Below are 12,053 nucleotides of genomic sequence, written 5' to 3' on the forward strand. Positions count from 1 at the left end.
GTTATTTCCTTAACGTGGTGTTCAACCTTTGTTCGAGCGAGGTGAGGATGTTTTGCAGGGTAGTGTTCACCTCATCGTCGTTAAGAGTGCGCGATGGATGCTGCCAGGTCAAGCCGACGGCAAGGCTTTTTCTATCAGGATCAATGCCTTTACCTTGGTACACATCAAACAGCCTGAGGTCTGTGAGCCATTCGCCTGCATTGTCACGAATTAATTCAAGCACCGCGCTAGAAGCCACATCACGTCCTGCGATCAAAGCCAGGTCACGACGGGTTTCCGGGAACTTGGACAGTTCGCTGAATTTCGGCAGGCGGCCTTCGACCACGTCGCCCAGCACCAGCTCGAACAGGAACACCGGGCGGTCCAGGCCCAGGGCCTTGGCCAGCTCTGGGTGGATGGCGCCGAGGTAGCCGACCAGTTTGCCGTCACGCTCGATGGCAGCAGTCTGGCCTGGGTGCAGGGCTGGGTGTTTGCCGGCGCTGAAGGTGAAGTCGCTCAGGGCGCCGGAGTAGCCCAGCAGGGCTTCCACGTCGGCTTTGACGTCGAAGAAGTCGACGCCGTCGCGGCCGTTGGCCCAGCCTTCTGGCAGGCGGCTGCCGGTGATGACGCCGGCAATCATTGGCTGCTGCTGCAGGTCACCCAGTTGGCCGACAAAGCGCAGGCCGCTTTCGAACAGGCGCACGCGGTCTTGCTGGCGGTTCAGGTTGTGCTGCAGTGCCTTGACCAGGCCCGGCCACAGCGAGGCGCGCATGGCGGCCATGTCGCTGGAGATGGGGTTGGCCAGCAGCAGCGGCTCTACGCCCGGGCTGAACAGTTCGAACAGTTTCGGGTCGATGAAGCTGTAGGTGATGGCTTCCTGGTAGCCGCGGGCAACCAGCAGGCGGCGCAGGGTCGGCAGGTCACCGCGGGTTTCCGGCTTGCCCTGTGGGGCCAGGCGGGCTTGCGGGTAACGAACCGGCAGGTTGTTGTAGCCGTACAGGCGGGCCAGCTCTTCGATCAGGTCCACTTCCAGGCTGATGTCGAAGCGGTGGCTTGGTACGCTGACGGTCCACTGCCCTTCCCCGCTCTTGGTCGTGGTCAGCTCGAGGGCGTTGAGCAACTGCTCGACCTGGGCTGGGTCCATTTCCATGCCAAGCATCTGGGTGATGCGTTCGGCGCGCAGGGTGACCGGGGCTACTTGTGGCAGGTGCTGTTCGCTGACCGCTTCGACCACAGGGCCGGCTTCGCCGCCAACGATGTCCAGCAGCAACTGCGTGGCGCGCTCCATGGCTTCGCGGGCCAGTTGCGAGTCGACGCCGCGCTCGTAGCGGTGCGAGGCATCGGTGTGCAGGCCGTAGGAACGGGCTTTACCGGCGACGGAAATCGGCTCGAAGAAGGCGCTTTCCAGGAACAGGTCGCGGGTTTTTTCGGTGTTCACACCGCTGTGCTCGCCCCCCATGACGCCGGCGATGGCCAAGGCGCGGGTGTGGTCGGCGATGACCAGGGTGTCAGCACGCAGGGCCACTTCCTGGCCGTCGAGCAGGACGAGCTTTTCGCCCTCTTCGGCCATGCGCACGCGGATGCCGCCGTTGATTTCCGCCAGGTCGAAGGCGTGCATCGGCTGGCCGAGTTCGAGCATCACGTAGTTGGTGATGTCGACGGCGGCGTCGATGCTGCGAACGTCGCTGCGGCGCAGGCGCTCGACCATCCACAGTGGGGTTGGCTTGCTCAGGTCGACGTTACGGATAACGCGGCCCAGGTAGCGCGGGCAGGCAGCCGGGGCGCTGACTTCGACCGGGCGCACTTCGTCATGGGCGGCCGCTACGGCTGGCACCACCGGGCGGGTGACCGGGGTGTCGTACAGGGCGCTGACGTCGCGTGCCAGGCCGGCGATGGACAGGCAGTCGCCGCGGTTCGGGGTCAGGCCGATTTCGATGCTGGCATCATCCAGGCTCAGGTACGTGCGAATGTCTTCGCCAACCGGAGCGTCGGCAGCCAGTTCCAGCAGGCCGTCGTTTTCTTCGCTGATCTGCAGTTCGGCAGCCGAGCACAGCATGCCGAAGGACTCGACACCGCGCAGCTTGGCCTTCTTGATCTTGAAGTCGCCTGGCAGTTCGGCACCGATCATGGCGAACGGGATCTTGATGCCTGGGCGGGCGTTAGGGGCGCCGCACACAACCTGGAAGGTTTCCTGACCGCTGCTTACCTGGCACACGCGCAGCTTGTCGGCGTCCGGGTGTTGTTCGGTGGCGAGAATTTCGCCCACGACGATGCCGCTGAACTGGCCGGCAGCGGGGGTAACGCTGTCAACTTCGAGGCCGGCCATGGACAGGCGGGCGACCAGTTCGTCACGGGAGACTTGCGGGTTGACCCAACCGCGCAGCCACTGTTCACTGAATTTCATGCTGTTCTCCTGAAAGTTGCGTCGATTGGGCCTAGCGGAATTGGGCTAGGAACCGCAGGTCGTTGTCGAAGAACAGACGCAAATCGTTGACGCCATAGCGCAGCATGGCCAGGCGCTCGGCACCCATGCCGAAGGCAAAGCCCTGGAACTCTTCTGGGTCGATGCCGGACATGCGCAACACATTCGGGTGCACCATGCCGCAGCCCATCACTTCCAGCCAGCCGGTTTGCTTGCACACGCGGCAGCCGTTGCCGGAACACATCACGCACTGGATGTCGACTTCTGCAGACGGCTCGGTGAAGGGGAAGAACGATGGGCGGAAACGGACCGCCAGTTCTTTCTCGAAGAATACGCGCAGGAATTCTTCGATGGTGCCCTTGAGGTCGGCGAAGTTGATATCGCGATCGATCAGCAGGCCTTCGACCTGGTGGAACATCGGCGAGTGGGTGATATCCGAGTCGCAGCGGTATACGCGGCCCGGGCACACAATGCGGATGGGCGGCTGGGTGGACTCCATGGTCCGCACCTGCACCGGCGAGGTGTGGGTGCGCAGCAGCATGTTGGCATTGAAGTAGAAGGTGTCGTGCATCGCCCGCGCCGGGTGGTGGCCAGGGATGTTGAGCGCTTCGAAGTTGTGGTAGTCGTCTTCCACCTCTGGGCCTTCGGCAATGCCGTAGCCAATGTGGGTGAAGAACTGCTCGATGCGCTCGAGTGTACGGGTGATCGGGTGCAGGCCACCGGTGGCCTGGCCGCGGCCTGGCAGGGTGACGTCAATGCATTCGGCAGCCAGGCGAGCGCTGAGCTCGGCTTCTTCAAAGGCAGCCTTGCGGGCATTGAGCACAACGGTGACGCGCTCTTTGGCGTCGTTGATCAGCGCGCCGACTTTCGGCCGCTCTTCGGCTGGCAGGTTGCCCAGGGTCTTCATCACCTGGGTCAGTTCGCCCTTCTTGCCGAGATAATTAACCCGGATCTGTTCCAGGGCGTTGATGTCTTCAGCGCGTTCCACGGCCTCTAGGGCTTGGGAGACCAGCGCATCCAGGTTTTCCATGTACAGACTCCAGATACGAAAATAGGGGAAGAGCTTTGAAGGCTCTTCCCCTATCGATGACGTTCAATGCCCGGCAGCGCTAGCACCGCCGGGTGATTGTCGCGGGTACTTAAGCCAGAACGGCTTTAGCTTTCTCGACAATCGCAGCAAACGCCGCTTTTTCGTTCACTGCCAGATCAGCCAGAACCTTACGGTCGATTTCGATCGAAGCCTTTTTCAGGCCAGCAATCAGACGGCTGTAGGACAGACCGTTGGTGCGGGCACCGGCGTTGATACGAGCGATCCACAGTGCGCGGAACTGACGCTTCTTCTGGCGACGGTCGCGGTAGGCGTATTGGCCTGCCTTGATGACCGCTTGCTTGGCTACACGGAATACGCGCGAACGTGCACCGTAGTAACCTTTAGCCAGTTTCAGAATTTTTTTGTGACGCTTACGAGCGATAACGCCGCGCTTAACACGAGCCATGAGTAACTTCCTCTATCTTAACCAGAATTAACGAACGCGCAGCATGCGCTCGACTTTTGCGACGTCGGACGGGTGCAGCAAGCTGGCACCGCGCAGTTGACGCTTACGCTTGGTCGACATTTTGGTCAGGATGTGGCTCTTGAAAGCGTGCTTGTGCTTGAAGCCCGAAGCTGTCTTCAGGAAGCGCTTCGCAGCACCGCTCTTGGTTTTCATTTTTGGCATGTTGGAACTCCGCATTCGATAAAATTACACATAATCATCAGGCCTGCCGTGCCCGGGAGATTACTTCTTTTTCTTGGGGGCGATGACCATCATAAGCTGGCGTCCTTCCATCTTCGGATGCTGCTCAACGGTGCCGTATTCGGCGAGGTCGGCTTCGACCCGCTTCAACAGCTCCATGCCCAGCTCCTGGTGGGCCATCTCACGACCACGGAATCTCAGAGAGATCTTGGCCTTGTCCCCATCGGTAAGGAAACGTACCAGGTTGCGTAGTTTTACCTGGTAATCCCCATCCTCCGTCCCTGGACGAAACTTGATTTCTTTGATCTGGATCTGCTTCTGGTTTTTCTTGGCTTCGTTAGCCTGCTTCTTCTTCTCGAAGAGGTGCTTGCCGTAGTCCATGACCTTGCAGACGGGTGGTACCGCGTCTGCAGAGATTTCTACCAGGTCCAGCTTCGCTTCATCAGCGATACGCAGCGCTTCATCAATCGAGACGATGCCAACCTGCTCGCCGTCTGCGCCAATTAACCGAACCTCGCGGGCCGAGATATTCTCGTTGATCGGGGCCTTCGGTACAGCACGCTTATCGTTTCTCATTTCACGCTTAATAGTCATTACTCCGATTCTTGGCGACCACGCCGGGAAACCGCTTGTGTCAGCAGCTCAACGAATTGGGCGACGGGCATGGAGCCCAGGTCTGCGCCTTCGCGAGTACGCACAGCGACGGTTTGCGTTTCGACTTCGCGGTCCCCTATAACCAAAAGGTACGGGACCTTGAGCAAAGTATGCTCGCGGATTTTAAAGCCGATCTTCTCATTTCTCAAGTCCGACTTGGCACGGAAACCGCTTCCGTTCAGAGATTTCTCAACCTCGAGGGCGAAATCGGCCTGCTTGTCGGTGATATTCATGATCACCGCCTGGGTTGGGGCCAGCCACGCCGGGAACACGCCCGCGTAGTGCTCGATCAGCATGCCGATGAAGCGCTCGAACGAACCGAGGATGGCGCGGTGCAGCATGACCGGGCGAACGCGGCTGTTATCTTCGGCGATATAGCTGGCATCCAGACGCTCTGGCAGGTTCGGGTCGTACTGCAGGGTACCGCACTGCCAGTTACGGCCGAGGCAGTCGCGCAGGGTAAACTCGATTTTCGGGCCGTAGAAGGCACCCTCGCCCGGCTGGTATTCCCACTCAAGGCCGGATTCGTTCAGGGCGTCGGCCAGTGCTGTTTCAGCACGGTCCCACAGCTCTTCGGAACCGACACGCTTGGCCGGACGAGTGGACAGTTTCATGGCGATGTCGCTGAAACCGAAGTCCTTGTACACGTCCAGGGTCAGCTTGATGAAGTCGGCGGCTTCTTTCTTCACCTGTTCTTCGGTGCAGAAAATGTGCGCATCGTCCTGTACGAAGCCACGCACGCGCATGATGCCGTGCAGGGCGCCGGACGGCTCGTTACGGTGGCAGGCACCGAACTCGGCCAGACGCAGCGGCAGGTCGCGGTAGCTTTTCAGGCCCTGGTTGAACACCTGCACGTGGCACGGGCAGTTCATCGGTTTTACCGCATAGTCACGGCTTTCCGACGAAGTGGTGAACATGTTTTCGGCATAGTTGGACCAGTGGCCGGAACGCTCCCACAGGATGCGGTCGACAACCTGCGGGGTCTTGATTTCCTGGTAGCCGTTTTCGCGCTGCACGCCACGCATGTACTGCTCGAGTACCTGGTAGACGGTCCAGCCGTTGGCGTGCCAGAACACCATGCCCGGGGCTTCTTCCTGCAGGTGGAACAGGTCGAGCTGCTTGCCGATCTTGCGGTGGTCGCGTTTTTCGGCTTCTTCGATGCGCTGGATGTACGCAGCCAGCTGCTTCTTGTCAGCCCAGGCCGTGCCGTACACGCGCTGCAGCTGCTCGTTCTTGGCATCGCCGCGCCAGTAGGCGCCGGACAGCTTGGTCAGCTTGAATGCCTTGAGGAAGCGGGTGTTCGGCACGTGCGGGCCACGGCACATGTCGACGTATTCTTCGTGGTAGTACAGGCCCATGGCCTGTTCATCCGGCATGTCTTCGACCAGACGCAGCTTGTAGTCTTCGCCACGGGCCTTGAACACATCGATGACTTCGGCGCGCGGGGTCATTTTCTTGACCACGTCGTAGTCTTTTTCGATCAGCTCCATCATGCGCTTTTCGATGGCGGCCATGTCTTCTGGGGTGAAGGGGCGCTCGTAGGCGATGTCGTAATAGAAGCCTTCGTCAATGACCGGGCCGATCACCATCTTGGCGGTCGGGTACAGCTGCTTCACGGCGTGGCCAACCAGGTGGGCGCACGAGTGACGGATGATCTCCAGTCCCTCTTCATCTTTAGGGGTGATGATCTGCAGGGTGGCGTCGTTGCTGATCAGGTCACACGCATCGACCAGCTTGCCGTCGACCTTGCCGGCCACAGTGGCCTTGGCCAGGCCAGCGCCGATGGAAGCGGCTACTTCAGCTACGGATACGGCGTGATCGAACGAACGTTGACTGCCATCGGGAAGAGTAATAACGGGCATGGCGCCTCCTCTCCTAGTGGTGACCCCTACCAAAGGTCACGTGGGTTGGGATGAGCCAGTACAAGATCCGACCTGCCTTCCGGTAAAAGGAAGCCTGCCCCACAGTGGCAGAAGCCTTTCGGCTTGTCAGGGACGAACCAGAGTGACTGGAAAGAAAAAAGATAGCTGCAACCGGCAACAGCGCGACTGCAAGCCGAGCATGCTAGCACGCGGGTTGCACCCCAGGCAGAAATATTTGGAAATTGCACCACAACGGTGAACTAACGCGGAAAAATACCGCTCAGACTTTGGGAAGCAACCTACTCTTGATGAGACCTTAACCCAAGGAGTAACTGGTGATGCGAGTTCCGTCTCTTCTGGCCCTGGCGGCCGCTGGCGCCCTGCTGCTGCCCGTGGCTGCGAACGCCGGCAACTTCCCAGCCGGGAAGGAGGCCGCCTACATGACCCAGTGCACGCAAGTGGCCAGCGGCCAGGGCGTTGACGCTGCCACCGCGAAAAAACACTGCGACTGCGGCGCGCAAGCCATCAAAAAGAACTTCACCGACGCCGAGATTGCCGACCTCGACAGCAAGGACGGCGTTGACGCCAAGCTGATGCAGAAGGCGCAGTCGGTGGTGAGACAGGCCTGCGCACCGAAGAGCTGAAACCTTAAAGCCGGTGATGACCAGCCATTCTTTGAGCTGGATCAATATCCTGCGAAGGTAAAAGGCGCTAGATGCGCAGAATTAGACTATGATGTATCCCGTGCTCCGTAGCCTCGGCCGCATTGCACCACTGAAAAAACTAAATGTTCTGGAGATTCACCCATGTCCAATCGCCAACAAGGCACCGTCAAATGGTTCAATGATGAGAAAGGCTACGGCTTCATCACCCCAGCAGGCGGCGGCGACGACCTGTTCGTACACTTCAAAGCCATCGAATCTGACGGCTTCAAGAGCCTGAAAGAAGGCCAGACTGTTTCCTTCGTCGCCGAGCGCGGCCAGAAGGGCATGCAGGCTGCACAGGTTCGTCCGGAGTAATTCGGATAGCTGTAAAAAAACCCGCCCTTGTGGCGGGTTTTTTTATGGGTGATGCATCATCTGAGTGGGGCGGGATTGCCTGCGAAACCGACTGTAGGGTGAATGGCACGGGCTTTGCCCGTGTTCGCGGGTGAACCCGCTCCTACAAGGCGACCGCGCAGGCTTTTCACATTTTGCGCAAGGCAGTTGCCCCCGCGTGCATCAACCGCAGTTGACGCGGGTTACCCTACCCTGCTCGTCCACGTTCAGGTTCAAGCGCTCGGAGCGGTACTCCAGGGTGACCACGTCGTGCGGCTTGAGAATGCGCGCCATCTGCGAGCCGCTGGCCTTGCGTGCCTGCTCCAGCAATTCGGCGCTGGCCTGCTTGCCCAGGGCAAAGTCGGCACCACTGGCTTCGCAGCGGCCATCGTTGCCCGCTGGCGCGGCACCACCATCAGCATTGCCACCAGTGCTGCAACCCGCCAGGACAGCAGCCACAGCCAGAGTTGCCAGGTAAGCACGGGTACGGAACATGAAGCCTCCTAAATCGGTCCGGGAACTGCCTGATCCGACAGCTCCGCTCATCATTTGTTGCAAAACCGGTCAAGTCTGCCTGAACTGCAGCGGCGAGGCGAAAAGCAATCGTGACCGGATTTTGCACAACGTGCTGTATTTGCCATATGCTTAGCCCGCACGGTCACCGGCGCAAAGCCATGATTTGCTGCAAGAAGTGGAGCGCATCCCGCCTCCATCGAACACCAGGGTCAGGTGTTCCCCCTTCGTTCCGGGCCCCCAGCGAGAGCTTTTCATGAGCACCCACAGCATCGATGCCGATATCAAGGTCAAATGGGCCGAGGGCCAGAGCGCGTACAGCCCTGGCACACCGGAAGAGTTACTGTTGATCGCCATCGACCTGTTGGTGCGCGACAACGGTGCCGAGGCGGCACGCAGCTTCATCGACCAGGTATTCGAGCGTTACGCGCCGCACGCGGCTATTCCAATCGCGCCAGACGGTCACTGAGCAGGTTGAACAGCCCCTGGGCATCACCCTGCTCCACCCACAGCACATTCGCCGGCCGCTTGAGCACACCGTACCAGTCTGCAACTGTCTGGCCGAAAGTGGCCCCTTCGCGGCTGTCGATGCTCATGTGGATACGCCGGCCACTGAACAGCTCGGGCTTTAACAGGTAGGCGATGACGCTGGCGTCGTGCACAGGGCCGCCAGGTATGCCATACACGTCCATATCGTGGGTGATGTAGGCATTGAGGATATCCACCACGCGCTTGCTGGCCTGGTTGTTCACGGCTGCCAGTTGCTTCAGGCGGGCGTTACTGGTCAGCAGCTTGTGCGTGACGTCCAGCGGCAGGTAGGTCAGCTGTACGCCGCTGGCCAGCACCACTTCAGCGGCGTGCGGGTCGGCATAGAGGTTGAACTCCGCCACCGGGGTGATGTTGCCGCCGTTGAAATGGGCTCCCCCCATGACCACCACCTCTTTGATGCCGTTGACGATGCTCGGGCGCTGGATCAGCGCCAGGGCCAGGTTGGTCTGCGGGCCGAGCATGGCGACGGTGATGCTGTGCGGTTTGGCTGCGCTGAGGGTATCGACCAGGTATTGCACGGCATTGCCCTGGGCCAGAGGCGCTTTCGGCTCGTGCACCGGTACACCGGTGAGGCCTTCTTCGCCATGAACGTCGGCGGCGTAGATCGGCGTGCGCACCAATGGGCGGCCGGCACCGGCGTACACCGGGATGTCTTCACGCCCCGCCCATTCGCAGGCCAGGCGGGCATTGCGCGAGGTCTTGTCCAGGCGCACGTTGCCGGCCACGGTGGTGATGGCGCGGATATTGAGTTCGTTGGGCGAAGCCATGGCCAGAAACAGCGCGACCACGTCGTCCGCGCCGGGATCGGTGTCGATGATCAGGTCGATGGGTGCGGCCTGGAGGGTGGAGGCTGTGGCCATGAAGACGACTCCTTGTAGCAGGGACTTGAGCATGGATGGCACTCCTGTTGCCTATGAATCATGCGTTTACACAGCCCGGCGTCCTTTGTGGAAGCGGCTAGAAGGTGACGCCGGAGATGAGGGCGATGTTGCTGTAGGGCTGGCACTCGCCTGTACGCACCACCGCACGGGCACTGCGCGACAGCACTTTGAAATCCTCATGGGTCAGCCATTCGCGCTTGCCCAGCTTGCCCTTCAGTCGCTCGATTTCGACCAGCGCGGGTGGCACCACTTTCTGCATTTCTTCGGCCAGCACGTGGCGCTCAACCTGCAATTCGCTCAGCACCACCCGCAGCACACTGGCGAAGTCCGGCAGGCCAGGCGTAATGGCCAGGTCGATCAGCTCGACACCCGGCGGCACCGGCAGCCCGGCATCGCCGATCACCAGGATATCGCCATGCCCCATGCCGGCAATGACTCGCGACAGTGCAACGTTCAGCAGCGGGGTTTTCTTCATGGCGTCAGCTCCGCCAGGTAGGGAATCGACGGTTGGGCACCGGCACGGGTAACCGACAATGCCGCGGCACGCTGGCCAAAGGCGATCGCCTCGCCCTCCTTCAGCCCACGCACCAGGGCGGCAGCAAAGCCACCAATGAAGGTATCGCCGGCAGCGGTGGTGTCCAGCGGTTGCACGCGCGGCGCCGGATAGTGCTGATGGCCTTGGGCAGTAACCAGCAAGGCACCTTGCGCACCCAAGGTGATGATCACTTTGCCTGCCCCCAGCTGCAGCAAGCGCTCACCTGCGCGCCGGGCACTGTCCTGGTCGGTCACCGCCACACCGGTCAAGGCTTCGGCCTCGCTTTCGTTAGGGGTAAGGTAATCGATATGCGCAAACCAGTCCGCTGGCAAGGGGCCGGTAGCGGGTGCTGGGTTCAGGATGACCTGCTTGCCCAGCTCACGCGCCCTGGCCAGTGTGCACGCCACAGTGTCAGTGGGCACTTCCAGCTGGCAGATGACCACCTCGGCGGCCTGCAGCAGTGCATCGAAACGCAGCACCGACTGCGGCGTCAGCAGGCCGTTGGCTCCGGGAATGATGACAATACAGTTTTGGCTGGCGGCATCCACCGTGATCAGCGCCACACCGCTGGACGTGCCCGGGCAGGTGCTGACACCCTGACAGTCGATACCCTCGACATACAAGGCCCGGTGCAGTTGCCGACCGTAATCATCATCCCCCACATTGCCGATCATCGCCACGCTGCCCCCCAGCCGCGCTACCGCCACCGCCTGGTTGGCACCCTTGCCGCCCGGCACCGTGAAAAAGCTATCGCCGGGGAGTGTTTCGCCGGCCCGTGGCAGGCGCTGGGCGCGGACCACCAGGTCCATGTTGAGGCTGCCGACCACCACAACCTTGGCATTCATGACGTTTCCTTAGCGTTAGCGGTATTCATTGAACAGGTCCGGGCGCGGCCCGGTGGATTCACGCAAGACGATACGCGGGGCGACGATACGCTGCTCCGCCGCGCCTTGCCGGGGCGTAGCGATACGCGTCAGCAGCAACGAGGCAGCGCTCTCGCCCAGCTCGCGGATCGACTGGCCCACGGTGGTCAGTGGTGGGTACACGTAGCGGCTCAGTTCGATGTCGTCGAAGCCGATCACCGACAGCTCGCCGGGTACGCTGATATTGCGTTCGGCGGCAGCGCGCAGCACACCAAAGCCGATCATGTCGTTGCCGGCAAAAATCGCCGAGGGCCGCTTGCCTTCCAGCACCTGCGCCGCCGCTGCATGGCCACCCGGGCTGGTGAAGTCGCAGTGCAGTACACGGCTGCCCAGCACAGGCGCACCGGCTTCGGCCATGGCACGGCGGAAGCCGCTCAGGCGCAGCTGGGTAACACCGGTTTCGGCGGGGCCGCCGATATAGGCGACGTCGCGATGGCCCAGCTCCAGCAGGTGCCGGGTGGCCAGGTACGCCCCCTGCTCGTGGTCAATGCGCACCAGGTCGGCATCGACGCCTTCCAGCTCACGGTCGACGATGACCATTGGCGTGCGCACACCGGCCAGGCTTTGCAGCAGGTCGTCGTCCTGGCCCACCGAGGCCACTACCAGGCCGTCGATGCGTTTTTCCAGCAGCACGCGCAGGTAGCTGCGCTGCTTCTGTGGGTTGTCGTCGGAGTTGCACAGGATCACGCAATAGCCGTTGCGCTCGCAGGCGTCTTCGATACCCCGCGCCAGCTCGGCGAAGTACGGGTTGACGCTGTTGGGCACCAACAGGCCGATGGTGGCCGTGCTGCGCGCCTTCAGCGAGCGCGCCACCGCACTGGGCACGTAATCCAGTTCGATGATGGCGGCTTCCACTTTCAGCCGCACCTGCTCGCTGACCGGACGGGTCTTGTTGAGTACATGGGACACGGTGGTGTACGAAATACCCGCCAGTGCCGCGACGTCTTTGATAGTTGCCATGG

At 61.2% G+C, this 12,053-nt stretch carries 14 protein-coding genes; 3 read left to right on the forward strand and 11 right to left on the reverse strand.

The window, feature by feature from the left end; translation table 11 throughout:
* Nucleotide 1: 1 nt before the first annotated feature.
* The 6 genes from pheT to thrS form a co-directional block, all read right to left on the reverse strand.
* On the reverse strand, nt 2-2,383 hold the full coding sequence (gene pheT / locus KW568_RS18150) for a phenylalanine--tRNA ligase subunit beta (protein WP_004574323.1): 2,382 nt from the start codon (nt 2,381-2,383) through the stop codon (nt 2-4).
* A 31-nt stretch (nt 2,384-2,414) separates the two neighbouring features.
* On the reverse strand, nt 2,415-3,431 hold the full coding sequence (gene pheS, locus KW568_RS18155; protein WP_003250674.1) for a phenylalanine--tRNA ligase subunit alpha: 1,017 nt from the start codon (nt 3,429-3,431) through the stop codon (nt 2,415-2,417).
* A gap of 109 nt (nt 3,432-3,540) precedes the next feature.
* On the reverse strand, nt 3,541-3,897 hold the full coding sequence (gene rplT, locus KW568_RS18160; protein WP_003250671.1) for a 50S ribosomal protein L20: 357 nt from the start codon (nt 3,895-3,897) through the stop codon (nt 3,541-3,543).
* A 27-nt stretch (nt 3,898-3,924) separates the two neighbouring features.
* Complete coding sequence (gene rpmI / locus KW568_RS18165) at nt 3,925-4,119, reverse strand: 50S ribosomal protein L35 (protein ID WP_003250667.1); 195 nt, start codon at nt 4,117-4,119, stop codon at nt 3,925-3,927.
* 60 nt (nt 4,120-4,179) lie between these two features.
* Nucleotides 4,180-4,731, reverse strand: a complete 552-nt coding sequence (gene infC / locus KW568_RS18170) for a translation initiation factor IF-3 (RefSeq protein WP_012052879.1) — start codon at nt 4,729-4,731, stop codon at nt 4,180-4,182.
* Nucleotides 4,731-6,653, reverse strand: a complete 1,923-nt coding sequence (gene thrS, locus KW568_RS18175) for a threonine--tRNA ligase (RefSeq protein WP_004574324.1) — start codon at nt 6,651-6,653, stop codon at nt 4,731-4,733. Before thrS ends, infC begins: the two co-directional genes overlap by 1 nt.
* A gap of 338 nt (nt 6,654-6,991) precedes the next feature.
* Between thrS and KW568_RS18180 the strand changes: the two genes are divergently transcribed.
* Both KW568_RS18180 and KW568_RS18185 read left to right on the forward strand, forming a co-directional pair.
* On the forward strand, nt 6,992-7,297 hold the full coding sequence (locus KW568_RS18180; protein ID WP_003250658.1) for a hypothetical protein: 306 nt from the start codon (nt 6,992-6,994) through the stop codon (nt 7,295-7,297).
* Nucleotides 7,298-7,459: 162 nt separating this feature from the next.
* Nucleotides 7,460-7,672, forward strand: coding sequence for a cold-shock protein (locus KW568_RS18185; RefSeq protein WP_003250656.1), 213 nt, complete (start codon nt 7,460-7,462; stop codon nt 7,670-7,672).
* Nucleotides 7,673-7,873: 201 nt separating this feature from the next.
* Here the strand turns inward: KW568_RS18185 and KW568_RS18190 are convergent, their stop codons facing one another.
* Nucleotides 7,874-8,185 carry an I78 family peptidase inhibitor gene (locus tag KW568_RS18190; RefSeq protein WP_003250651.1) on the reverse strand — a complete coding sequence of 104 codons (312 nt, stop codon included), beginning with the start codon at nt 8,183-8,185 and terminating at the stop codon, nt 7,874-7,876.
* Nucleotides 8,186-8,459: 274 nt separating this feature from the next.
* Here KW568_RS18190 and KW568_RS18195 point away from each other — a divergent pair, with 274 nt between their 5' ends.
* The gene (locus KW568_RS18195) at nt 8,460-8,672 is read left to right on the forward strand and encodes a hypothetical protein (protein WP_003250649.1); all 213 of its coding nucleotides are present in this window, start codon (nt 8,460-8,462) and stop codon (nt 8,670-8,672) included.
* On the opposite strand, the gene KW568_RS18200 is transcribed toward KW568_RS18195, so the two are convergent.
* The 4 genes from KW568_RS18200 to KW568_RS18215 form a co-directional block, all read right to left on the reverse strand.
* Entirely contained in the window at nt 8,644-9,645 is a 1,002-nt protein-coding gene (locus KW568_RS18200; RefSeq protein WP_033726383.1) for a nucleoside hydrolase, read from the reverse strand. The two genes, KW568_RS18195 and KW568_RS18200, sit on opposite strands and share 29 nt — an antisense overlap.
* 64 nt (nt 9,646-9,709) lie before the next feature.
* Nucleotides 9,710-10,108: a D-ribose pyranase gene (gene rbsD / locus KW568_RS18205; protein WP_003250646.1), complete on the reverse strand. Its 399-nt coding sequence runs from the start codon at nt 10,106-10,108 to the stop codon at nt 9,710-9,712.
* A complete protein-coding gene (gene rbsK / locus KW568_RS18210) occupies nt 10,105-11,013 on the reverse strand; it encodes a ribokinase (RefSeq protein ID WP_003250643.1) in 909 nt (302 codons plus the stop codon). The genes rbsD and rbsK overlap by 4 nt, the downstream gene beginning before the upstream one ends.
* Before the next feature lie 15 nt (nt 11,014-11,028).
* Nucleotides 11,029-12,051, reverse strand: coding sequence for a LacI family DNA-binding transcriptional regulator (locus tag KW568_RS18215; RefSeq protein ID WP_004574326.1), 1,023 nt, complete (start codon nt 12,049-12,051; stop codon nt 11,029-11,031).
* Nucleotides 12,052-12,053 lie beyond the last annotated feature (2 nt).

The sequence above is a fragment of the Pseudomonas sp. HD6515 genome (genome assembly GCF_024971855.1).
Lineage (GTDB): Bacteria > Pseudomonadota > Gammaproteobacteria > Pseudomonadales > Pseudomonadaceae > Aquipseudomonas > Aquipseudomonas alloputida.

What these genes read in the sequence shown, in the direction of transcription:
- pheT (WP_004574323.1), bottom strand. Translation starts at nt 2,383, where the DNA reads ATGAAATTCAGTGAACAGTGGCTGCGCGGTTGGGTCAACCCGCAAGTC.
- pheS (WP_003250674.1), bottom strand. Translation starts at nt 3,431, where the DNA reads ATGGAAAACCTGGATGCGCTGGTCTCCCAAGCCCTAGAGGCCGTGGAA.
- rplT (WP_003250671.1), bottom strand. Translation starts at nt 3,897, where the DNA reads ATGGCTCGTGTTAAGCGCGGCGTTATCGCTCGTAAGCGTCACAAAAAA.
- rpmI (WP_003250667.1), bottom strand. Translation starts at nt 4,119, where the DNA reads ATGCCAAAAATGAAAACCAAGAGCGGTGCTGCGAAGCGCTTCCTGAAG.
- infC (WP_012052879.1), bottom strand. Translation starts at nt 4,731, where the DNA reads ATGACTATTAAGCGTGAAATGAGAAACGATAAGCGTGCTGTACCGAAG.
- thrS (WP_004574324.1), bottom strand. Translation starts at nt 6,653, where the DNA reads ATGCCCGTTATTACTCTTCCCGATGGCAGTCAACGTTCGTTCGATCAC.
- KW568_RS18180 (WP_003250658.1), top strand. Translation starts at nt 6,992, where the DNA reads ATGCGAGTTCCGTCTCTTCTGGCCCTGGCGGCCGCTGGCGCCCTGCTG.
- KW568_RS18185 (WP_003250656.1), top strand. Translation starts at nt 7,460, where the DNA reads ATGTCCAATCGCCAACAAGGCACCGTCAAATGGTTCAATGATGAGAAA.
- KW568_RS18190 (WP_003250651.1), bottom strand. Translation starts at nt 8,185, where the DNA reads ATGTTCCGTACCCGTGCTTACCTGGCAACTCTGGCTGTGGCTGCTGTC.
- KW568_RS18195 (WP_003250649.1), top strand. Translation starts at nt 8,460, where the DNA reads ATGAGCACCCACAGCATCGATGCCGATATCAAGGTCAAATGGGCCGAG.
- KW568_RS18200 (WP_033726383.1), bottom strand. Translation starts at nt 9,645, where the DNA reads ATGCTCAAGTCCCTGCTACAAGGAGTCGTCTTCATGGCCACAGCCTCC.
- rbsD (WP_003250646.1), bottom strand. Translation starts at nt 10,108, where the DNA reads ATGAAGAAAACCCCGCTGCTGAACGTTGCACTGTCGCGAGTCATTGCC.
- rbsK (WP_003250643.1), bottom strand. Translation starts at nt 11,013, where the DNA reads ATGAATGCCAAGGTTGTGGTGGTCGGCAGCCTCAACATGGACCTGGTG.
- KW568_RS18215 (WP_004574326.1), bottom strand. Translation starts at nt 12,051, where the DNA reads ATGGCAACTATCAAAGACGTCGCGGCACTGGCGGGTATTTCGTACACC.